Below are 20,601 nucleotides of genomic sequence, written 5' to 3' on the forward strand. Positions count from 1 at the left end.
ACGCTGTATCGTGTTTCTACCTGTTTATATGAATACCAACGGTTTGTCTTTGAATGGGGCAAACGCTTCGGCGTCAAATCGGTACAAACTGGCAGGACGACCTGCACCCCGCGACACTTTCACTTTCGTATCCGCTAAAAAACCCAATTTTAAAAGGCGCGATCGAAAGTTAGAATAATCTGAAAAATTTTCGCCCAAAACCGTGGTGTAAAGCTGATACAAATCGCTCAGCGTAAAGACTTCAGGCAACACATCAAACGCGACCGGACTATACTCCAATTTGTTTTTTAATCGACCATGCCCGTATTCCAAAATTTTGTTGTGATCAAACGCTAATTGCGGCAACTGATCCAAGGGATACCAAGCAATTCCACTCACGCCATCAGCAATCAGTTCGGCATCGGCAAATCGTACCAGCGCAAAATAACTGACTGAGAGGTAGCGCACCCCATAGCTATCTTCTGCCTCTCGCGGATCGCGATCGGGGCCTCCAAACGTGTACAGTTGCTCTAGATAAAGATTGCGGACTCGAATCTTCTCCGCCAAAATTCGGTAAGATGCATCTTCCAACGATTCCCCCTGACGCACCAGCGTAGCAGGCAGGCTCCACTGACCCAAAAACGGCTCTTCTTGGCGCATCACCAGCAGCACCAGCAGGCGATTTTGAGCCGTATCTACGGAAAAGATCGCGTTATCAACGCCGACTCTAAAATCTGCAAGGCTCTCTCCTGCTAATGGACTGGCTGTTTTTTTATAGGTACGTCGCATCCGTAAAGTTGCTCCCGATCGATATATGCTTGAATCGCGTGGGTGACTCCGGTTAGATCTTCCTGCGTGCGGTATGCTGTTGAGGATACTTCCGGAACGGCAATCTCTGCGATCGCAACGGTTGCCCCCATCTGCCGCAAGCGCTCTACATCGGCGGCGTCTAGAGAATAACCCGATCGCGGCACAATCAACACGTTGACATGCTGCAACAGTTCCTCGACATGAAACCATTTCGGCAATTGCCGTGCCACGTCAAACCCCACGATCAGCGTAAATTCTGCACCTTGCCAGCGCTGTTTCGCCCGTTCCACGGTCACCACCGTTCGAGCATGGCTCAATTCTGGATACACCCAAACATTATGCTTGGGACAGTGCAAATCTTGAATCAGCAGCCGCAGCATTTGAGTGCGATGCTCAAGGGGGGTTTGATCAGCTTTGAATGGGTTATCGGCAGCCCACACTGCAATTTCGTCAAACTGCGGGGAGAGCGATCGCAAAATCTCTAAATGTCCGATCGTGGGAGGATCAGCACTGGTGCCAAAAAGCGCAATCGTCAGCATAGTTTGGATAACACTGGAAGGATTGTCAATCACTACTCTGACAGTAGCGCATTCCATCGTCAAACCGTTCTAGCGCGACCGATGGCGCGTCTGCTCGGTAAGCTCAAAAAGTGCAGATGACAGTTCAACAGAAACGGGCTGAGCCGCCTCAAACTGACGAGCCGCGATCGGCAAACTCTGCACAGACCGAGCCGTGCGCTGGGCAATTTCGCTCAGGCTTTCTGGCTTCGCTAGTGGCTGTCCTTGCTTACAGACAAGCTGTAAAAGCGGCATCTCCAACCGCGAAGATTCGGAAATAAGACCCAACCGATCTTGGGCAATCACTCCACTTTCAAACCGCCGAAACACTTGCTTCCGCCCCGGATAGGTGACTTTTCCAGGGGACTCTTTCATCACCGGAATGCCATCAATTTCGACCAATTTATAAACACCGTTCACTGGAGACCCCGATACTAGCTGCGTGCCCACCCCATACCCATCGATACAGGCCCCCGCCGCTCTCAACTCTAAAATCTTATATTCATCCAAGTCGCCGCTGGCAAAAATTGCAATCCCAGGCAACAGGTCTCGGACTTGCCGAGACAGAGAAACCAGATCCCCCGAATCAATGCGGACACCGGCTAAGGTTCCGGTACCATCGCTCAGGTGGGAGGACAGTTCACGCGCCGCTGCGATCGTATCGTACGTATCGATCAGCAACGGTGCACCCGGAAAGTAGCGATGAAATGCGGTAAACGCTTGGGCTTCTGTCCCTTCAGTGGCGCTCAATGCCATCACTAGCGCATGCGCCATCGTTCCGGTTGGCTGGCGATCGAGCTTTAAGGCTGCCAGCACATTGGAGGTTGCATCTAGCCCTGCCGCTAGCGCCGATCGCGCTGCCCAAAGTGAGGCTTGGGGGCTAAAGGCGCGGCGCGTCCCAAACTCTAGCAAGGTGGCTTCATCTCCCGCCGCATCGCGCATTCGAGCCGCACGAGTGGCAACCAAGGTCTGATAGTTGATGGTATTGAGAAGGTAGGTCTCAACCAGTTGCGCTTGCCATAAGGGAGCCTCAATTCTCAAAATCGGCTCATTGGGAAAGACAGCGGTTCCTTCTGGCACGGCCCACACATCCCCCGTAAATCGCCCATTTTGCAGCAGTGCCCAAAAGTTTTGGGGGGCATGATCAAAGATTCCACTCGTTTTCAGCGATTCAATTTGGGCAGGGCTAAACGTTAGCTTCTTTAAATAGTCCAATGCTTGAGCCAGTCCCATCGCGATCAGGTAGCCAAAGCCTGGGGGCAGCCGCCGCACCGTAAGCTCGAAACTTGCTTGACGCTGATCCAAGCCTTCTCCTACATAGCAAGCTGCCATTGTAAGCTGATACAAATCGGTCAGAAGGCTATAGTCTTCTGGGGTTATTGTCAGTTCGGTGTCTTCCACCCGTCTCTCCTAGAATGATCAAGGGTTTTGTGAACAGAGTCTTCAAGGGGCTGGGAGGCTTAATAGTGCGATCGCATCTCTAGATTATAGTTATTTTAACCAAAAGTCAAGAGCCTAAAATCCTGCGATAGGTCGATTTTTGGCGCGAAAATTGCACAAAACCCCTAATAACGCCTAAAAATAACGGTTTATGCTAAATAATTATAGTAATTTGAACAAAAATTTTGTTAGAATGCAGCCCTTATCGCCCATCAGCAACTTTAATAATCACTGGCGATCGATCACCATTACTGCTCTGCAATACTCCCAGCGTGAAATCCTGTCACAAATGCGATCGCATCCTCTTGAGTCGGCAACTGAAACGGCGAAGGCTCATGCAGAAACGCCAGATCCTGTTCAGAGGCAGATCGCTGAATGCGCCGCCTGCCAAAATGCGGATTCTCATACACAGTCAGCATTTGGTTATTTGAATTCATCAACACCGTTCGTGTTGGAGACTGAAAAAACGGAACGCTCCGAATCGCGATCGGAATCGATTGTAGTTGTTTAATTGCGTTGACCTGCTGAACGTGCTGGCTCAAATTCGTGACAAGCTGCTGAAATTGCTGAAGCCGTCTCAGATCAGACCGAAACACCTGAGATGGAATCGACTGAATCACCTTCAAAACAGTGTGCGCCGTCGCCTTGGCATCCTCAAACGGAAAAATAGCCACGTAGGCAGCCAGAAAAAGTTGCACATCACTCTCTAACTCAAACGTCAAAACCGTGCGGCGGCGATAAACCTCAACACTGGGTGCAGGCACAAACTGACCACAATACCGCACAACCTGCTGATAGGTCACCGCCAACGCGCAATTCGCATCTGCCCCCAAGCGATCATCAATGATCACCTGCACCGTAGGTGGCTTTTCATTAAAATATTCCTGCGGATTCTCGGTTTGAAATTGGTACACCTTACTTTGATCTCCATTCTGGCTCAAGTCAATCCAGCGACACACCGCACCCTCAGTTTTCACCCCAAACGGCGAAACCCCATGTAACTTAACGCCCGTCAGGGTAGACCCACTCAGATCCGCACCCATCCAATCGACCCCAGCAAGGTTAGCGCGAGTCAGATCGACATGCACCAACGTCGCTTCTAATAATGTGGCATGGCTCAGATCGGCTCCGGTCAAATTTGCCCCGCTAAATTTTGCACTGCTCAAATCTGCCCATCGCAAATCGGCACCGCTCAGGTCTGCCCACCGCAAATTTGCCCCCGATAAATTTGCCCCTTGCAGATTAGCCCGGCTAAGATTGACCTGTCGCAGTTCAGCCGCTCTCAAGTCTGCCCCTGACAAATCCGCTCCGGTCAGGTCGCTGCTAGACAGGTTTGCTCCTGTTAGATCTGCACACGTCAACTTCGCATGACGCAGAACGCTACGACTAAGATTTGCCTGAGATAAAACCGCGTGCCGCAGCGTGGCATCCTTTAAATCAGCACTGCCCAAGTTGGCGCTTCGTAACTGTGCGCCGTTTAGCTCTGCGCGCGTCAGATCAGCACTGCTCAAATTAGCATCGCTCAAGATGACGCCGCTCAGATCAGCCAACGTCAGATCGGCTCCACTAAAATTGACGCGATCGCACACCGCTCGGCTTAGATTTGCATTGGTCAGCTTTGCCAAACTGAAGTTAACTCTAGTAAATTTAGCTTGGCTAAAATTGACACCCGTCAAAACGGCTCCGGTCAGCTTGGTGTCACTGAGGGTGCTCCCAGAAAACTCTCTCTCGCCTGCTGCGTATTTTTCTAGAATATCCTCAGCCTTCATTCACAAACCCCTGTGCCAATGTCCCGAAAACAAATACCCCGAAGCTAAATCTCCCAGGGGTGCGGTCACATCCCGTCGTTCCCACCGCACCTTATACCGCACCTTACTTGGTGCTAACGTACCCAGATCCAGATCGAAATTACCTTGTACGAATTTTAAAGGACTTATGAAAATTGGGATTGTCGGGCTAGGACTAATTGGCGGCTCCTTGGGGTTAGACCTGCGATCGCAAGGGCATGAAATCTTAGGCGTCAGCCGCCAAGAACGCACCTGCCAAATTGCCATTGCCCGGGGCGCTGTCGATGATGCAAGCCTAGAATTGGCTCTACTTGCCGACACAGATTTAATTTTCGTTTGCACCCCCATTGCTCACATCCCCTCCACCATTGCCGCCCTTATTCCCAAAATTTCTCCTGCCACTGTTTTAACGGATGTCGGCTCTGTCAAAGCTTCCATCGTCAACGACATCACTCCCCTGTGGCAAAATTTTGTGGGTGGGCATCCCATGGCAGGCACCGCAGAAAGCGGCATCGAAGCTGCCCTGCACGGATTATTTGCTGGCAACCCCTACGTGCTCACCCCAACAGACGCCACCCCCAAAGCTGCGATCTCGCTCCTCGAATCAATTCTGCGTCCCTTACAAGTCAAGCTCCACTACTGCCGCCCAGAAGACCACGATCGCGCTGTAGCCTGGATCTCACACTTACCCGTCATGGCAAGCGCCAGCCTGATCGCTGCCTGCAACTCCGACCAAGCCATTTCAGAACTAGCACAAACCCTAGCAAGCTCCGGATTTCGCGACACCAGCCGGGTCGGCGGCGGCAACCCAGAATTAGGCGTCATGATGGCACAATACAACACCTCAGAAGTGGTGCGATCGCTCCGATCCTACCGCACGCAACTTGATGCCCTGCTGCACCTCATCGAGCACGAAAACTGGGCAGACCTAGAAGCATTCCTCAAAGCAACCCACCAAACCCGACCCAACTATCTCAAACCTTGATCTACTTGCCGATCCAAAACCCCCACCCCGTGCAGACCTCCAATCCGGTTGGAGGTCTAAAAATCTCACTCCTGACCAGGCGGGCGCATCGCCTCACGCCCAATCATAGTCAACCCTGCAACCCCTAAACTGACCGACCAAACATACGGATGCCAATGGTCATGTAGTTGAGCAACAGCACTCAGTTCAGGATGCAAAATCGACAAGCACAACGCCAGAAACATCGTCATCAAGCCGCCAAACCCAACAAAAGCAAGTCCCATCAAAATCCGAGGCGACCTCAGATCAGCGTCAGTAATGCCTTCTAGGTCAAGATGAGCCAATGTCTCAAGCCACGTCTCAAGCCACTCATCCGCTCGATGAGAAACATCACCCATCGTTAGCGCCACCTGAGATGGCAACAACGGCGCGATCGCAGCTACCGTTCTGACCCGCAGCGATCGCTCAGCCTCCTTAAACAGCACCAATGGCTTACGCACCGGAGGTTCAATAAAATCTAACGAACGATCTGATGGCTGAGATCCGTGCTGAGACATCCCTTGCTCTAGATCCATACTTCCCTACCTATTCCTCAACGCGCTTAGGATCACGTTCATAGGATCAATTGTAGGAAGTTCGCCCCCGATCCGCCGATCATTTTTTTCACTCATCCATCGCGACCCTGCAACTCATCCAATCTTGCCAACACTTCTCGACTATGCACGATCGGGGTAACGCCCGTAAACGTTGCCCTCAAAACCCCCGCCGGATCAACAATAAACGTGTGACGCGCTGACCGAATCCCAATCCACGAGCCATACGCTTTGCTCACCAAGCCATTCGCATCAGCCAGCAACGGAAACTTTAGCCCCTCAGCGTCACAAAACTCAGCATGAGACGTCACATCATCTGCGCTAATTCCAAGAATCGCAGTACTGCGATCGCCATATTGCGGCAAATCTTGCTGAAACTTTCGCGCCTCAATCGTACATCCCGGTGTAAAGTCTGCCGGATAGAAATACACCACAACCCACTTACCGCGATACCCTGCTAGCGACACGATTCCTTCCCCAGAATTGCTTGGCAGCGTAAAGCCAGGTGCAGGCTGATCAATTGACGGCAACGTTCCACCCAACGCCAAAGCAGGCACTGCACCGCCAAAACTCGACAGCAGCACAAAACAGCAAACCCACAAAACACCGAGAAGAGTGCGACGAGACATAGCAAATATCCTGAGCATAACTTAATAAAAGTTTACCTCAGTCCTCAACCCTCAATCTCGCTCAGATTCATAGTTTTTCTGAGAAGAGTGGCACACTCCGCCAGCAACCCTCCCCATCAACATTCAGAACCCAGGGCTGCCGAGCAAGACTAGCGCAACCCAAGCCACGCCAAAACGCCTTGACCCGTAATGTACTCGATCGCAAGGGCAATCACAAACCCAATCATGGCAGCCCGACCATTAAGCCGCTCTGCATAATCGTTAAAGCCAAACTTTGGCTCTGAAAATTTAGGGGTTGTAGTCGGTTGGGTGGATGTCATGGGCAGTAGACCTCAGCAAAAATAAGGAATCAACATCTGTTTCAAGGGAAAGATCAACATTCCAGTTTTACAATTCTTTACCTTGTTGTTCTTATTCTAATCGGGACGGCAGTAAATCGCTCACGGATCTGCTAAACGGATGGCGGTCATGAAAAATTAGGCACAATAAGCTAGAACCAGAGATCCGTAAGAGAGGGTTAGATGGAAATTGGCGTTCCTAGGGAAACAAAAGATCAAGAGTTTCGCGTCGGGTTGTCTCCGAGCAGCGTGCGAGTGCTGGTAGAACGAGGACATGCAGTATTTGTCGAGAAAGAAGCAGGCTTAGGATCAGGGTTTTCTGACTCAGACTATGGGCAAGCCGGTGCAACACTGGTTCCGCTTGCCAAAGACGTGTGGAGCCGAGACCTAGTTGTGAAGGTTAAAGAACCGCTTGCCTCCGAATACGAATTTCTCCGTAGCGGTCAAATTTTATTTACCTACCTCCATTTAGCCGCCAATCGCAGCTTAACAGAGCGGCTCCTAGAGTCTGGTGTGAGTGCGATCGCTTATGAAACCGTAGAGCTTCCCGATCGCCGCCTGCCGCTCTTAACCCCCATGAGCATTATCGCGGGTCGCCTTTCGGTGCAATTTGGCGCACATTTTCTAGAACGGCAGCAAGGCGGGCGAGGCGTTTTGCTCGGCGGCATTCCGGGAGTCAAACCGGGGCGCGTAGTCATTCTTGGCGGCGGCGTAGTAGGCACAGAAGCCGCACGGATGGCGATTGGCATGGGTGCACAGGTGCAAATTTTAGATATCAACGTCGATCGCTTGTCGTATTTAGAAACGCTCTTTGGGTCACGCATTGAGCTACTCTACAGCAACGCTAACCACCTCGAAGCCGCAGTTCCTGAGGCGGATCTCCTCATCGGCGCAGTGCTGATTTCGGCAAAGCGTGCGCCAACGCTCGTCACCCGTGCATTGCTCAAGCAGATGCGTCCGGGGTCTGTGATTGTGGATGTTGCGGTAGATCAAGGGGGTTGCATCGAGACGGTTCGCCCAACATCTCATACGCACCCGACCTATATAGAAGAAGGCGTTGTGCATTACGGTGTGCCCAATATGCCCGGAGCCGTTCCTTGGACGGCAACCCAAGCTTTAAATAACACCACGCTTCCCTACGTGTTGAAGCTGGCACATTCTGGCTTAGCCGCTTTAGAAACTGATTCTGTCTTAGCAATGGGGTTAAATGTGCAGCGCCATCAGTTGATTCATCCTGCTGTGCGAGAAGTCTTTCCAGATCTGGTTTAACGGGACACAAACTCGATGCTTTTTCGGGCTATAAGATAGGTCGTCCACAGGTCTAGAACATTACCCCTCTCTTCTAAGTCGTCTACGTCAGGAAAACACCCTCTCTGCCCCTGTGGGAAAGCAGAACGAGAAAAATCGAGTCAGACTCACTCTCAAGATCTGCGACTCGTTCACCCCTGCTGCTTCTGGGTCTCTACTGAACGTTCCCAGCCTTTACCCACCCTTCTTTATCGCTCGATCGCAGTCTTACCTTTTGCCAACTGCCATCTTGACTTGTCTCTAACACGATAACCCGCTCATTGTACTCAATGCCACCAATCTGTTCCCCATCAGGACTATCTCTTAAAATGAGACCAATAGGTTGTGTAACTCGTGCTTCCGTTGCACCCGACGGTAAAGGCTTAGCAGTCGCCGCAGGAGTTGTTGGGGGTACTTCTGACTGCTCCACTTTTGCGGCGGTGGGGGCAGGGGTTGCCGCGATCGGTTTGTCATTGGGGTAAATTGGCTTGGGCGGCGGTGCAGCAAGTCTTGCGATCATGATGCGGGCGGCAATAAAACCACCTCCTGCGATCATGGCAATGGCTAACAGCAGCCCCATCAGCAATTTGGAAAGACCAGACCAACTCATGAAACATCACCTATTCAACGGCTGAGGTAACGAAAATCTTAACACTCATCCTTCAGGTTGCTGCAATTGGCGCTGAATCAGATCGCTCAGGCTGCTGTGTTTTGAGGCAAGTCTTGCCTTACCAGCCGAGGCCCACTCTTGGAGGAACTGAATTTGTTCTTTGGCGGTGCGGGCAAGGGGAACGGTTTGGCTAGCGGCTTCTAAAATATCGTCGGTGGTGAAATCGCGGTTTTGGCTAAAGCCTAAGTGCATCGCCTCGATCAGGGTCTGCTCAATTTCGGCTCCAGAAAAATCGGGCGTTTCGTACGCGAGCCGATCGAGGTCGTAGTGACTAAGATTGTGCGATCGCAGCCGAGACAAATGCACTTCAAAAATGGCGCGCCGTTCTTCTTGGCTGGGCAATCCGACAAAGAAGATTTCATCAAATCGACCTTTTCGCAACATCTCTGCGGGCAGCGATTGAATGTTATTTGCCGTGGCTACCACAAAAACGGGAGATCTTTTTTCTGCCATCCAGGTAATAAACGTGCCAAACACGCGACTCGTTGTGCCAGCATCGCCGCGACTATCAACCCCAGAGAAGGCTTTATCAATTTCGTCAATCCACAGAATGCAAGGGGCAAGCGCTTCTGAAAGTTGGATCATTTGCCGAGTCCGAGATTCTGACTCACCCACCAACCCCCCAAACAGGCGACCGACATCTAACCGCAAAAGCGGCAGGTGCCAATGATGCGCGATCGCTTTGGCGGTCAGCGATTTGCCCGTTCCCTGAATGCCCACGAGCAGCAACCCTCTAGGATAGGGCAACCCATACTGCCGCGCCCGCTCTGAAAACGAGCCACCCCGCCGGATCAGCCAATCTTTAAGGTTATCTAGCCCGCCAATGTCTGAGATGTTTTCGGTCGCTGGATAAAAGTCTAGAATTTGGGTTTGGCGAATGGTTTGGCGCTTTTCTTCTAAAATTAGCTCAACATCTTCGGGGCGCAGTTCGCCATGCAGGGCGATCGCGCGGGCTAATACCCGTCGAATCCGCTCGATAGAAAGACCTTGGCACGATCGCACGAGTTCATCCAAAACCTTGCCCTCTACCCGTTGCCCGGTCGCACTTAAGAGCCGCTCAACTTCGGTGGTGATCTCAGCCGCGTTGGGGAGCGGAAACTCCAACACCGTTAGCACTTCGCTTAAATCTTCTGGGATAGCGACTTGAGACGAGAGCAACACTAAATTCTTGGGCTGAGACTTGAGCAGGCGCAGGAGATTGCGTAGCTTGCGCGAGATGGAAATATCGTCTAAAAAACGGTGAAAATCTCGTAGAACGAAGATTGCGGCGGCACCAGTGGGGAGTTTTTCAACGAATTCTAGCGCTTGGAGCGGGTTGCGTTTTGCAAATCCTAAGTCATTGGGATTGCCTTGATACCCATCAACAAAATCCCAAATATAAACCGCGCGATCGCCCTGTTGTTTTGCAGAGTGCGCGATCGCAGCTTCCACCCGTTCTTCTTCGCGAGTTGGAATATAAATGATCGGGTAACGTGCCCGGAGCAGCAGATTAAATTCGTCGCTGAAACTCATAGCCGTAGGTCACGCGAGGGGGTCATCACCTCTATACCGTACAACATGCCCTTCCTCACCGATACAACCTTACGAGGGTAACTGCCCTTTGAGAGCATTGAGCGATGCCCAACGGCGATCGACAACCTGAGCATTTTTGTCCTCAACGTCAATCCCCGCACACGACTTGCTACACAATTGGTGCTGAGGAACGCCAAGACACAGTTGCTCATAGAGCCATTTTTGAAGATCAAAGTATCCGTCAGGCGGTAGCGACTCCATGAGGTCATCCATCGTCAGGTCGCGATCGAGGGGAAGTTCTTCGGTCGCATCATCGGCTTCATTAAGCCAGATCATCTCTGACGGATCAACCGAGAGGCGATAGTTAAATTGCTGCAAACAGCGATGACAAGAAAGAGTAACGATCGTCTCGGCGTGGGCTGCAACTTCTAAATAGTTACCTTGGTGAATAATTCTGACCTTACCCTGAACCGGAGTCAGCGTGTCTAAACCCTGAATCGATTCTTTAAACTCAAGAGTTTCGGTTCGTTCAGGGGCTTGGGTTAATCGAGGAATATGAATCGCTTTCATTCAAAAAGTAGGTTTTGAATCTAGGTTTGAACAACAGTTATGGGAACAGCAGTTAAGCACTGTGGCTCAACAACGTAGATTAAACTAACATTGCGCGGCTCTACCCCATGCCAGACCTTGCTCTTTAAAGTAGTAAGCTAGAATCGCGGCTCTCTGTCTCCTGGAATAGGTTTAATCCACAATCTCAAGCGCAAATAAAACTCAGGTCGAGCAATCTGCGTAAACAACTGGGTTAGTCACACCTGCGAAGGTCGAACACCATTCAAGACTGAACAAAACGCACAACCAAATGTCGATGGGGTTCTTGCCCCCGGCTGAAGGTTTCCAGATCAGGCTGAGCTTGCAGCAGTGAATGAATTTGGCGACGTTCCGCCGACGAGAGCGATTTAATTTCATACTCTTCGCCCGTCTCGCGGACGCGATCGCTAGCAGCTTGAGCCATCTCCTCTAGCTCCTTCAAACGGCTTTCACGGTAGCCATTTAGCTCGATCATCACCATTCCCTGCTCTTCATGACCCACGCCCCGATTGAGCGCCGCATTGGCAAGATACTGAATCGAGTCGAGACCTGCCCCGCGATCGCCGATCAACGACTCGATTTGGTGAGGATGCAACCCATCCGAATCAATCAGTAGCCAGCAATTTTCTTCGCCAGAAAAGCTCGTTCGCGCCTCAGTAGAGACAGTCGCTGAGAGCCGCGCCAGCCCTAAAAATTCTTCTAGCCACTGTTGACTCCGGTGCTCTAGTTGCTCACCCATCTCACGTTACGCCTTCTTCTTACGACCGGGTTCAAAGGGCAGAGTCCCATCCGTCGCGATCGCAGTTGTCCCGCCGCCATTCTTTGCTTCCTCATCCACAATCTTCTGAAGATTTTCGGGGAGCGGTTCGCGAGACAAAATAAACGTCTGGGCAGTCTGGAAAACATTCGCGATCACCATATACATCAGCACCCCTGCCGGCAACGGGAAAAACAGAAACATGCCAGAGAAAATCACCGGCGTTATTTTGTTTACCGAATCTTGCTGAGGGTTGCCCGTCGAGCCTTGTCCAGACAAGAGTTGATTGATGTAAAGGCTGATTCCAAAGAAAAGAATCATGCCGATAATATCCCAGTGCAAGGTTCCATCGGGATCGATCGCACCAACATGACCGAGGGCATTGATGAACAAGAACCCTTTATCAGCCGCTAGACCCGGAATAATCGCTTGGAGAGTCACATCGCCAGGTTGCAGTGCTTCGATCGTGCCATCGTCGTTGATCCGAATCCGCTCTGCTCCGGCAGTAACTTTATACTTGGGAACTAGATGGGTGTCGGGATATGCCTCGGTTAAAGCGTCAAGGGGCTTGCCTTCTGGCGTCTGAAACTCGATCTTGGTCGCCTCGCCAACTGCCAATTTGGTGCCACTAGGCGCGATCGCAGAAATGCGAGAATGCACCCCATCGGATAAGTAAATATTTTGAGACGGTGCAACAAACGCTTGAGGCACAATTTGCTCAATCTGCTCTCGCGGCAAAATTTGCAAATTCATGTTGTAAGGCACATCCGAGAAGGGAGATCCTCGCAACGTTGCAAACAGCGCAAATAAAATTGGCATTTGCAGCACAACCGGCAAACACCCCGCCAAGGGATTGCCGAATTCTTTGTAAAGTGCGCTGATTTCCTCTTGCTGTTTCGCCGGATCGCTCTTGTACTTCTCCTGAAGCTCTTTCATTCGCTTCTGCATCACGGGTTGAGAGACTTTCATCCGCCGCATACTGCGAATAGAGCCAGCGCTCAACGGATAGAGCGCGAAGCGAATTACTAAAGTCAAGGCAATAATTGCCAAACCATAGCTCGGTACGATCCCGTAGAAAAAATCCAGGATCGGGAGCATGATTTTGTTGGAAAGAAAGCCGATACCAAAGTCCATTCGCTTTACGTCTACCCTAAAAATTGCTGGTTCAATCCAAACATCTCGGCTCGACTGAGAGAAGCTCAAGATGATCAGACTCTAGTTTAGCGTTCACAAAGCAGATATAAACGCCGATCTGTAGAGAAAGTTCTTATTTCTGAGACCCCAATCCACCGCTCACTTTTTTTGCCCGCTCGGATAAATGCTGATTGATATAATCGTAGACAGTGCGGAAGTTGGGTACAGAGCGCATCTCTAGACGGCTACCATCTTTCAGCGTTAGCACCATGTCTCCCCATGCACCAAGACCCCGGGGAACCGTCACCACTTTGGCGATTTCAGAATAAATAATGTCAGAGCGATCGCGCCCCATCCATCCACCCGTTACGCTGATACGGCGATCGGTAATGCGGTAGCGCAACCAGAGCGCCCGAGTGATTGCCCCCACCGTTAAGGGGATGCAGATGACCGTAAAGGCAAGCAAAACATTGATGATCAAATCACCAATATGGGGCCCGCCTTCGTAGTAGACCTCTTCTTTAATCGCCATATAGCACCTCGGCTTTTGTCAACAACTGCTCTAATTCTTGCAGAAATTGAAAGTAATCACACTCGATCACCTGGAATCGCACTCCGATAACCACGTCCCACCCCGGAGCGAGCCTTGGCAAAAGCTGGCGAAGCCCCGCCCGAATTTGTCGCTTGATGCGATTGCGAACAACAGCACTCTTGCTCACTTTTTTGCTAATCGAAATGCCGATACGAGAAGGAGCGAGTTCACCCTTGAGCCGCAATGCGCGCACAGTAAAGCATCGAGAACTGCAACGAAGCCCATGCCGATAAACAGCATCAAAGTCTCGTCGGTGCTTGAGTCGGTGAGGCTTCGGCAGTGCCAATCTAGGGGAGACAGTCAGAGCAACATTACAGATTTTATCCCTGAGAAACAGACAGACGAATCCGCCCTTTTCTACGCCGTGCTTTGATTACGTTTTGCCCATTTTTGGTTCGCATCCGAGCGCGAAAGCCAGAAACTCGTCTTCTCTTGCGAGAGGTTCCTTCTAAAGTACGCTTCGTCATTGCCGTTGCTCCAGCTTAAATCAATCAAAAAAATCAGTAGACTATGGAAAATCGCCACAGTCTATCAGGGTACCATATCGATTGGTTTATTGGATGCCAATGATCCAGGTTCCCAGGGTTCTCAGGAGGGGCACGTCTCCGGGAGAGAGCACATTGCAGTTAAAGTAGAACATCCCGCCTGTATTGGGATTTTTGACATTTGAGAGAATGAGTTCGACGTTAGTTGCTGCCGGAACCGGTTCTTGAGGAAAAACTTCGATCACGTTGTTTTCTTTTTCCCACTTCACCTCTTGGAGGGCAACTTTTTTGTCGTTGACCCGCAGTTCCACATCGTTAGGATCAAACTGCCCCTTGAAATAGGTGGGGTAATCGATCGCAAACTGAGCTACCGCCACCTTCATTTTATCTTTCTTGATTCTGAGGCGATAGCGATCCCAACTGCCTGAGTTGCCGCCAAAGTCGAGGTGATAGTTCAGTTGATTTTTAGGTTCAACGCCGCTAAAGATGGTAAACCCAGGGTTGGACTGAGCGCGGGCAACTAACGGAAGGCTTGCCAACAAACAACCTGCGATCGCGACGCTAGTTGTAGAGCGCACTACAGAAGCGGCAACGCGGTACATTGAACATCCTTTGAGCAGCATAGGTGTTTGGCTAAAAGAACAAAAGTTAGAAGCAGCAGAGTGAAACTTCATGTAATGAGATTAGCAGTAAAGGGATAAATCTGATCGAACGCCCCAATCGAGGCTGACGAAATCTAGCGCAAAATGTTCCTTAATAATTATTGACGTAAGTTCGATCAGTTCTCCCACGGCGATTCTGCTGGGGGCGGTTAGGCAACGACGGGAAAGATGGTGCCGAACTCGCGCTAATTGATGGGGCGCAAGCATTCGCGATCCAGTTCAATCTTGGGCTTGAGGTTGGCTTGAGGGGCGCAATTTTTTGCAACGCAGTCGTGCCGCTCAAAAGCCCAAATCTGCTTTTGCGGCTTGGGCAGCCTGAAGCACCTTCTCATCGGGCATGTCTTCCCAAGCAGTGTCACCAATTTCAGCGTAAAACGTCTCGTCGTAGGGGCGAGTGCGAATCACCACGGGCATCGGAACGGCATGCCCTAAAATAAGAGCCTGCTGTTTAGAGTCGAGCTTAGACAGTACCGATCGCAGGCTCTGCCCACCCGAAACCCCCGTGAAAATTGCTTCGATGTCTTTTTCGTCATTAAGCAGCGCGGTGATGCGAGTGCCAATCTGGGACATGACTTCGTTATCAATGCCCGACGGGCGCTGATCCACCACTAAAAGCGTGACAAAATACTTTCTCATTTCCCGTGCGATCGTACCAAAGATCGTTTGTCCTACAGTGGCTGGGTCAAGAAATCGGTGAGCTTCTTCGATCGTCACCACCAACTGAAGTGGACGGTCTTTGACATCTTTGGTTTGCAAAAAATACTCTGCTTTGCGGACATAGGCTTGGTGAATCCGACGGGCAATAATATTCGTTGCCAGCATGTACGAGAGCATGTTTGACTGAGAGCCAAACTCAACCACAACATGCTTTCCACTTTCAATACAGTCTAGAATCTGGCTAACATAATTGTGCGGACAACTGCTGCGAATATATTTGAGATCATCAAGCCGATTGAGTTTGCGCTGCAATGCCATGATCGATGACTTGCTACCCATCTTGGTTTCACAAAATTCTTGAATCTCACCGTTGCTCATGGTGAGGAGGCGATTGATCCAAGCTTTACCAAATTCATTTCGCAAAATAACGGCGTTTTCTAAACTCGCCTCTGACAAATTCAGTTCACCGCGCACCAGCATCAAATCTTCGACATCAATTTGATCGTAGCTAACATAAAGCTCTTGAGCGTCTCGAACGCCTCTACGTTTCGTTGATTCTGGATCAAGCGTAAAAATCTGCACTTGTCCCGGAAACAGTTGGCGTAACCCTTTGACCGTGCTGAACTGTTTGCCTTCGCGGGCGGCTTCCCAACCATACTCAGAGTGCATGTCGAAAATGAGATTAACAGCGGCTTGTTTGCGAACAATGCCTGCAAGCAACAGACGAGTCAGAAACGATTTTCCGGTTCCCGACTTGCCAAAAACGCCGTTACTCCGTTCGACAAAGCGATCGAGATCCAAACAAACCGGAACCGCCATATCGATCGGTTGCCCGATGGCAAAGTTGCGCCGTTGGGGGTCGTCTTCCCAGCCAAACACCGCCCGAAAGTCTCGTTCGCTGGCATCAAACACCTGGCTAAAGTGGCTCGGAATCGTTTTGACTGGAAGCAGTTCGATCGTCTCGCCCGTGTTTGGCTCAAACGAGGCTAACTTCGAGCTTTTCTTCTTGCCGTTCGTTGATTGTTTTACCTCTGTTTCGTCTTGCGGCGTGAACATTAGCATCGGAGAAAGCTCGATCGTGCCATAGGTTCCACTGCCAGCCAGAACTTCTTGCAAGAAAAAGTTGCTCGGTTCGGGAGGGTTTGCCAGAATGCGCGGGCTGGCAGTTCCTAAAGAAACGTCAGTCAACATGCAAAAGAAGCGCGATCGCACCCCTTGAACCACCAAAAACTTACCCACGCGCATTTCTTCGACCGATACATCGGCATGAAGCCGCACCTCTAGCCCCTTGCTTAATGACCCTTGAATTACCGATCCTAGTGGCTTGTCCATAACTTTAATGTGTAATTTGTAATTCCGAGGTACTGGGGCTGTTTAGAAAGTACGTGTTGATTTTAAAACATGTTGGGTCAGATGTACTAAAAATGCTAGCGCGAAATCAAGGTTCACTATTCTCCAAATGATAAATTGTGTTATACGTGCTTTGTGGAAAATAAGCTACACGACAATGACGTTTTTCAAAACAATCACAGCATTAATTGCTTCAAGCCACAGATTGCAAATTGAACACTCTTGGCTGCTTTTTTTTCAGCTTTTTTTGGTTGGAATGATTGTTATGGTTTTGTTTTTACCAATCAAAAATCGATTACAACTTAAAGTTCAGAACTTGGAATTGGGTTTAGGTTTGGCAGCCGCAATTTTAATCCTAAATTATCTGGGTTTTGTAGTTATTTATCTTGGTGCCCCTCTGTTTGCCGATCCGGCTGAGGCTAATGTAGCATCGGTCTCTTGGCTGTTCCAAACAGGGCATTCTCTTTATCCATCTAGTGATGCAGCAGCGCGCTATATCAATAATTATGGGTCTTGTTTATACATTATTCAAGGTGCCTTTTTGGCTGTTCTAAAGCCCAGTTTTTTTAGTGTAAAACTTGCAGGTTGCTTAGCCGGAATTGTGAGCTTATTTGTTAGTTTTCTATTGTTTAAAAAACGCCTGCCCTTCAGTTTCGCGATCGCAGGATGCGCCTTAACGAGCCTTTATTTTTTGGCTCTCACCTCTGCCACAGGGCTTGTCACATCATCATTTTGGGTGAGACCAGACTCGTTATTACTGCTTTGCACAACAATTGGGATCTTTCTAGCCGCCTACGGAAACAAATGGAGTGCTGTTTTCGGCAGCGCGATCGCATTTGGCATTAGTACCAATCTCAAGATTACCGCGCTCCTGCATTTTCTTCCCGTTTACGTTTTAGTGTTTCAACGATTTGGGATTATCTATACCCTCATATCGTTGATTGGATCTGCATTAGTTGCGATCGCACCCTTTTTTCTATTCTCAAATATTTCGCTTAGCAACTATTTGGCATGGCTTCAGCAAGTTGGGCGCAAAGGGATTAACCCTGAGCAAGTGATCAAAAATGGGCTGTGGTTAGGATTTGTAAGTTTACCAACTGCGATCGCGGCGCTTCACCTACTAGGCATCCATAGCCAAGGCTTTAAACAGTGGCTTCGGCAGTATTGGCTCTATTTTCTTCTATTTGTTCCGTGCGCTGGAGTAGCTGCGATCGTCGGTGCGACACGCGGAGCATTGGAAAATAATATGCTGCCGTTTGTACCGTTGTTGCTTTATCCATTAAGCGATCTGATGAAGAAAGTATTGGGAGCATGTTCAAGCAAAAACAAACAATGGCTTGGCATTTCTACTTCGATTAGCATCACTACTGCATTGGCGTTTATGTTATCGACTTCTCTTACAGTGTATTCAACCGAAGCCCCATTAGTATCTCGGTTGCTCAATCCATCAAGTAAACGCATCGTCTATGATATCGAGCAGGTGGTTAAGGCTCATCGAGACATTTCAATGGGATATGGATCGAGCTATCCCTTATCTACCTACCGACCAGCATTCGTATTTGCAGGCAATCCCTATTTATTAGATTCTGCGTCGCTAATGGAAATGCAAGCATCAGGGTTAAACAATACGCCGGATAATACATTAAATGCTATAAAAACATGCCAAATTCCATCGTGGTTGATTCCTAAAAATGAGAAGCCGTTTGAAGTTTACAATTACTATCCACCGCTTCAAAAACTATTTAGTGATGAGTTTAGACAAATATTTAAACAACACTATACGCAACAAGCACAAACCGAATTTTATGATATTTGGGTCTGCAAATAGCAATCGTAGGGAGAATGACCTCCCTACGATGTTGTATAGCTTAGAATTACAACTTAGTTAACGTTTTAGTCAATGTTGATCGACGTTGGAGCACTGCCACTAGCGCCAGGATAACCCGCGCTAGAAAATGCCCTGCGGAAGTCAGTGTAGAGCTTATCGCGCCATGTGAAGAATGGCTCAAATGTCCCTACATCGGCAATGCCAGGGACGCCTTGATCTTTCAGCCCTTGAGGAATATCTAAATACGGGCCTTTGGGAAACTTGACATACATTGTTAGACCTGCCACGGCAAAATCTGCCAGGGTTGGCGTGTCACCCAAAAGATAGGGCTGTTCCATTAAAATAAAGCACAGCGCGGTTAAACTGCGTTTCAGTTCTGCTTCTGCTGTTTTCACAGCGTCTGGTCCCATCCCGACACCCAACCCCAAAACGCTGAGAAAGTCGCTTGGAATGGCGCTCACCACGTTCTTTAGAATGTCGGGCGTGGAGTTGGGAAGAACCGCCGTGCGAAATGTCTGATTTTTGCTCAGCGCACCAATCAGCGCCTTACGAGCATTGAGACCGATCGATTCGTCTGCCCACTGCTCCATCTGCAAACACACGCCTTTTTGCTTGAGATCTGAAGGCAGGAGGGGCTTTTCGGGATATTTTTTATCTAGATATTCTGCGATCGCAGTTGAATCTGCAATGATCTCGCTGCCATCTTTTAGTACCGGAACCTGACGCTGACCCGACATCTGAAACAACTCGATCTGTCCAATTCCAGGCGTGACATTAATTTTGCGATACTCCAATCCTTTGTAATCCAGAATCAGGCGTATTTTTTCAACGTAGTGCGATAGTTCAAATTGATATAACTCAAGCATCATGAGCCTCCAAATACACGGTCGAGAGAGCAAACACAGTCTAGCGTAGGTCTAAAGCTCTGAAATAACATCACGCTAGAGTTAAATTTTAGAATTTAGCGATCGCGATCTGACCGAAGAGGTAGAGCGATCAACTCCTCAAGACAGAGAATCTTTGTCATCGCAATTTCTACTCTAAAAAGTAGCAAAAAACACATTTTATCCATTCCATACAGCAGTTTTGGAGCGTTCAATGAAATTACTTAACTTAAAGCAAATTATGGTTTTCTTGGGAGCATCAGGTGCTTCTGCCTTAATGGGTTTGCCCGTTCTAGCCCAGACCTCGCCGGGCAGCCCCCTCAACCCTGCTCCCCCTGCGGTCAATCAAGCCCCCATTAATCAAACTCCTGATCGATGTGCAGACTACATTCAGGGCGGCGTTGGCGGTCCGGCAACCAGTTCATCGGTCAATCAGTTCCCGACACAATCCAACATTGGCGGTACGGGACGCCAAGCTACCGACCAGTCTCAAATTGGGTCTGCCAGCTATTCTGCTACTGGAGAATATAGACAATTTTCGGGTACGAATCCCAGTGCAGCAGTTGCCTATCGCGCTAATGGACCTGCCGGAACCTCAGGGCGGGAAGCCATTATGAATCTTGAGGCAAACCTGAGACGCGATCGCGCCAACCTGAGCACTACCAATCCCAACGTGAGCGGAGTTAATCCCGCCATAGGTTCAATCCGCAGCACCACGAGAGACGACTATAGACAGTTTTCGGGCACAAATCCCAGTGCAGCAGTTGCCTATCGCGCCAATGGACCTGCCGGAACCTCAGGGCGGGAAGCCATTCTCAATCTTGAAGCCAATCTACAGCGCGATCGCAATCTCAGTTTGATGAATACGAGTTCTCTAACTGCGGTGCCCTCTAACCAGGCTGCTGCCCCAATCCCGACTGAGTGCCTCCCTCGATAGTTGTCCTGCGTCGTTTCCCTGCTCGTAAAACGCTAGTAGATTGTCCACGTTGAGTTGATGGGTAAGTGGGTGGATGAGTCGATGACCCGATTACCAGACTATCCCTCTCTCCCTCAGTTCCACCTGGCAGACTACTAGGGAACGACAACCGTAAAGACAAT

Annotated in this window: 22 protein-coding genes; 4 read left to right on the plus strand and 18 right to left on the minus strand. The window is 49.8% G+C overall.

Annotation, left to right across the window (positions count from 1 at the left end):
- Nucleotides 1-24: 24 nt before the first annotated feature.
- From GS601_RS15410 to GS601_RS15425, 4 genes are all read right to left on the minus strand, one after another.
- Entirely contained in the window at nucleotides 25-768 is a 744-nt protein-coding gene (locus GS601_RS15410) for an NUDIX hydrolase (protein ID WP_162424175.1), read from the minus strand.
- Nucleotides 732-1,385 (minus strand): nicotinate-nucleotide adenylyltransferase, encoded by a 654-nt coding sequence (locus GS601_RS15415; protein ID WP_238393291.1) that lies wholly within the window; start codon nucleotides 1,383-1,385, stop codon nucleotides 732-734. The genes GS601_RS15410 and GS601_RS15415 overlap by 37 nt, the downstream gene beginning before the upstream one ends.
- 12 nt (nucleotides 1,386-1,397) lie before the next feature.
- Entirely contained in the window at nucleotides 1,398-2,747 is a 1,350-nt protein-coding gene (locus tag GS601_RS15420) for a nicotinate phosphoribosyltransferase (RefSeq protein WP_162424177.1), read from the minus strand.
- Nucleotides 2,748-3,034: 287 nt separating this feature from the next.
- Nucleotides 3,035-4,555 (minus strand): pentapeptide repeat-containing protein, encoded by a 1,521-nt coding sequence (locus GS601_RS15425; RefSeq protein ID WP_162424178.1) that lies wholly within the window; start codon nucleotides 4,553-4,555, stop codon nucleotides 3,035-3,037.
- A 166-nt stretch (nucleotides 4,556-4,721) separates the two neighbouring features.
- On the opposite strand from GS601_RS15425, the gene GS601_RS15430 reads away from it, so the two are divergent.
- Entirely contained in the window at nucleotides 4,722-5,558 is an 837-nt protein-coding gene (locus GS601_RS15430) for a prephenate/arogenate dehydrogenase (protein ID WP_162424179.1), read from the plus strand.
- Nucleotides 5,559-5,623: 65 nt separating this feature from the next.
- On the opposite strand, the gene GS601_RS15435 is transcribed toward GS601_RS15430, so the two are convergent.
- From GS601_RS15435 to GS601_RS15445, 3 genes are all read right to left on the minus strand, one after another.
- Nucleotides 5,624-6,094 (minus strand): hypothetical protein, encoded by a 471-nt coding sequence (locus tag GS601_RS15435; protein ID WP_162424222.1) that lies wholly within the window; start codon nucleotides 6,092-6,094, stop codon nucleotides 5,624-5,626.
- Nucleotides 6,095-6,204: 110 nt separating this feature from the next.
- On the minus strand, nucleotides 6,205-6,759 hold the full coding sequence (locus tag GS601_RS15440) for a peroxiredoxin (protein ID WP_162424180.1): 555 nt from the start codon (nucleotides 6,757-6,759) through the stop codon (nucleotides 6,205-6,207).
- A gap of 149 nt (nucleotides 6,760-6,908) precedes the next feature.
- Nucleotides 6,909-7,079, minus strand: coding sequence for a chlorophyll a/b-binding protein (locus tag GS601_RS15445; RefSeq protein ID WP_162424181.1), 171 nt, complete (start codon nucleotides 7,077-7,079; stop codon nucleotides 6,909-6,911).
- A gap of 201 nt (nucleotides 7,080-7,280) precedes the next feature.
- Here GS601_RS15445 and ald point away from each other — a divergent pair, with 201 nt between their 5' ends.
- Nucleotides 7,281-8,366, plus strand: a complete 1,086-nt coding sequence (gene ald, locus GS601_RS15450; protein WP_162424182.1) for an alanine dehydrogenase — start codon at nucleotides 7,281-7,283, stop codon at nucleotides 8,364-8,366.
- A gap of 193 nt (nucleotides 8,367-8,559) precedes the next feature.
- Here the strand turns inward: ald and GS601_RS15455 are convergent, their stop codons facing one another.
- The 10 genes from GS601_RS15455 to GS601_RS15500 all read right to left on the minus strand — a co-directional run bounded on the left by GS601_RS15455 (nucleotide 8,560) and on the right by GS601_RS15500 (nucleotide 16,773).
- Nucleotides 8,560-8,994 carry an SH3 domain-containing protein gene (locus tag GS601_RS15455; protein WP_162424183.1) on the minus strand — a complete coding sequence of 145 codons (435 nt, stop codon included), beginning with the start codon at nucleotides 8,992-8,994 and terminating at the stop codon, nucleotides 8,560-8,562.
- A gap of 45 nt (nucleotides 8,995-9,039) precedes the next feature.
- Entirely contained in the window at nucleotides 9,040-10,566 is a 1,527-nt protein-coding gene (locus GS601_RS15460; RefSeq protein WP_162424184.1) for an AAA family ATPase, read from the minus strand.
- A gap of 69 nt (nucleotides 10,567-10,635) precedes the next feature.
- Nucleotides 10,636-11,136 (minus strand): YceD family protein, encoded by a 501-nt coding sequence (locus tag GS601_RS15465; RefSeq protein ID WP_162424185.1) that lies wholly within the window; start codon nucleotides 11,134-11,136, stop codon nucleotides 10,636-10,638.
- Nucleotides 11,137-11,398: 262 nt separating this feature from the next.
- Complete coding sequence (locus tag GS601_RS15470; RefSeq protein WP_162424186.1) at nucleotides 11,399-11,893, minus strand: Jag family protein; 495 nt, start codon at nucleotides 11,891-11,893, stop codon at nucleotides 11,399-11,401.
- A gap of 6 nt (nucleotides 11,894-11,899) precedes the next feature.
- On the minus strand, nucleotides 11,900-13,045 hold the full coding sequence (yidC, locus tag GS601_RS15475) for a membrane protein insertase YidC (protein ID WP_162424223.1): 1,146 nt from the start codon (nucleotides 13,043-13,045) through the stop codon (nucleotides 11,900-11,902).
- A 133-nt stretch (nucleotides 13,046-13,178) separates the two neighbouring features.
- On the minus strand, nucleotides 13,179-13,577 hold the full coding sequence (locus GS601_RS15480; protein WP_162424187.1) for a PH domain-containing protein: 399 nt from the start codon (nucleotides 13,575-13,577) through the stop codon (nucleotides 13,179-13,181).
- Nucleotides 13,567-13,923, minus strand: a complete 357-nt coding sequence (gene rnpA / locus GS601_RS15485; RefSeq protein ID WP_162424188.1) for a ribonuclease P protein component — start codon at nucleotides 13,921-13,923, stop codon at nucleotides 13,567-13,569. The genes GS601_RS15480 and rnpA overlap by 11 nt, the downstream gene beginning before the upstream one ends.
- 34 nt (nucleotides 13,924-13,957) lie before the next feature.
- Nucleotides 13,958-14,104 carry a 50S ribosomal protein L34 gene (gene rpmH, locus GS601_RS15490; protein WP_162424189.1) on the minus strand — a complete coding sequence of 49 codons (147 nt, stop codon included), beginning with the start codon at nucleotides 14,102-14,104 and terminating at the stop codon, nucleotides 13,958-13,960.
- A gap of 86 nt (nucleotides 14,105-14,190) precedes the next feature.
- On the minus strand, nucleotides 14,191-14,796 hold the full coding sequence (locus tag GS601_RS15495; RefSeq protein ID WP_238393292.1) for a DUF2808 domain-containing protein: 606 nt from the start codon (nucleotides 14,794-14,796) through the stop codon (nucleotides 14,191-14,193).
- A 267-nt stretch (nucleotides 14,797-15,063) separates the two neighbouring features.
- Nucleotides 15,064-16,773: a helicase HerA domain-containing protein gene (locus GS601_RS15500; protein ID WP_162424191.1), complete on the minus strand. Its 1,710-nt coding sequence runs from the start codon at nucleotides 16,771-16,773 to the stop codon at nucleotides 15,064-15,066.
- Nucleotides 16,774-17,056: 283 nt separating this feature from the next.
- Between GS601_RS15500 and GS601_RS15505 the strand changes: the two genes are divergently transcribed.
- Nucleotides 17,057-18,619 carry a glycosyltransferase family 39 protein gene (locus GS601_RS15505; RefSeq protein ID WP_162424192.1) on the plus strand — a complete coding sequence of 521 codons (1,563 nt, stop codon included), beginning with the start codon at nucleotides 17,057-17,059 and terminating at the stop codon, nucleotides 18,617-18,619.
- A 65-nt stretch (nucleotides 18,620-18,684) separates the two neighbouring features.
- Here GS601_RS15505 and GS601_RS15510 read toward each other — a convergent pair whose 3' ends face one another.
- On the minus strand, nucleotides 18,685-19,488 hold the full coding sequence (locus GS601_RS15510) for a glutathione S-transferase family protein (RefSeq protein ID WP_338017049.1): 804 nt from the start codon (nucleotides 19,486-19,488) through the stop codon (nucleotides 18,685-18,687).
- A 229-nt stretch (nucleotides 19,489-19,717) separates the two neighbouring features.
- On the opposite strand from GS601_RS15510, the gene GS601_RS15515 reads away from it, so the two are divergent.
- Complete coding sequence (locus GS601_RS15515) at nucleotides 19,718-20,440, plus strand: hypothetical protein (RefSeq protein WP_162424193.1); 723 nt, start codon at nucleotides 19,718-19,720, stop codon at nucleotides 20,438-20,440.
- The last annotated feature ends 161 nt before the right edge of the window (nucleotides 20,441-20,601 follow it).

It is taken from the genome of Myxacorys almedinensis A, from assembly GCF_010091945.1.
Taxonomy (GTDB): Bacteria; Cyanobacteriota; Cyanobacteriia; order Leptolyngbyales; family Leptolyngbyaceae; genus Myxacorys; species Myxacorys almedinensis.

What these genes read in the sequence shown, in the direction of transcription:
- GS601_RS15410 (WP_162424175.1), bottom strand. Translation starts at nt 768, where the DNA reads ATGCGACGTACCTATAAAAAAACAGCCAGTCCATTAGCAGGAGAGAGC.
- GS601_RS15415 (WP_238393291.1), bottom strand. Translation starts at nt 1,385, where the DNA reads ATGGAATGCGCTACTGTCAGAGTAGTGATTGACAATCCTTCCAGTGTT.
- GS601_RS15425 (WP_162424178.1), bottom strand. Translation starts at nt 4,555, where the DNA reads ATGAAGGCTGAGGATATTCTAGAAAAATACGCAGCAGGCGAGAGAGAG.
- GS601_RS15430 (WP_162424179.1), top strand. Translation starts at nt 4,722, where the DNA reads ATGAAAATTGGGATTGTCGGGCTAGGACTAATTGGCGGCTCCTTGGGG.
- GS601_RS15435 (WP_162424222.1), bottom strand. Translation starts at nt 6,094, where the DNA reads ATGTCTCAGCACGGATCTCAGCCATCAGATCGTTCGTTAGATTTTATT.
- GS601_RS15440 (WP_162424180.1), bottom strand. Translation starts at nt 6,759, where the DNA reads ATGTCTCGTCGCACTCTTCTCGGTGTTTTGTGGGTTTGCTGTTTTGTG.
- GS601_RS15445 (WP_162424181.1), bottom strand. Translation starts at nt 7,079, where the DNA reads ATGACATCCACCCAACCGACTACAACCCCTAAATTTTCAGAGCCAAAG.
- ald (WP_162424182.1), top strand. Translation starts at nt 7,281, where the DNA reads ATGGAAATTGGCGTTCCTAGGGAAACAAAAGATCAAGAGTTTCGCGTC.
- GS601_RS15455 (WP_162424183.1), bottom strand. Translation starts at nt 8,994, where the DNA reads ATGAGTTGGTCTGGTCTTTCCAAATTGCTGATGGGGCTGCTGTTAGCC.
- GS601_RS15460 (WP_162424184.1), bottom strand. Translation starts at nt 10,566, where the DNA reads ATGAGTTTCAGCGACGAATTTAATCTGCTGCTCCGGGCACGTTACCCG.
- GS601_RS15465 (WP_162424185.1), bottom strand. Translation starts at nt 11,136, where the DNA reads ATGAAAGCGATTCATATTCCTCGATTAACCCAAGCCCCTGAACGAACC.
- GS601_RS15470 (WP_162424186.1), bottom strand. Translation starts at nt 11,893, where the DNA reads ATGGGTGAGCAACTAGAGCACCGGAGTCAACAGTGGCTAGAAGAATTT.
- yidC (WP_162424223.1), bottom strand. Translation starts at nt 13,045, where the DNA reads ATGGACTTTGGTATCGGCTTTCTTTCCAACAAAATCATGCTCCCGATC.
- GS601_RS15480 (WP_162424187.1), bottom strand. Translation starts at nt 13,577, where the DNA reads ATGGCGATTAAAGAAGAGGTCTACTACGAAGGCGGGCCCCATATTGGT.
- rpmH (WP_162424189.1), bottom strand. Translation starts at nt 14,104, where the DNA reads ATGACGAAGCGTACTTTAGAAGGAACCTCTCGCAAGAGAAGACGAGTT.
- GS601_RS15495 (WP_238393292.1), bottom strand. Translation starts at nt 14,796, where the DNA reads ATGAAGTTTCACTCTGCTGCTTCTAACTTTTGTTCTTTTAGCCAAACA.
- GS601_RS15500 (WP_162424191.1), bottom strand. Translation starts at nt 16,773, where the DNA reads ATGGACAAGCCACTAGGATCGGTAATTCAAGGGTCATTAAGCAAGGGG.
- GS601_RS15505 (WP_162424192.1), top strand. Translation starts at nt 17,057, where the DNA reads ATGGTTTTGTTTTTACCAATCAAAAATCGATTACAACTTAAAGTTCAG.
- GS601_RS15510 (WP_338017049.1), bottom strand. Translation starts at nt 19,488, where the DNA reads ATGATGCTTGAGTTATATCAATTTGAACTATCGCACTACGTTGAAAAA.
- GS601_RS15515 (WP_162424193.1), top strand. Translation starts at nt 19,718, where the DNA reads ATGAAATTACTTAACTTAAAGCAAATTATGGTTTTCTTGGGAGCATCA.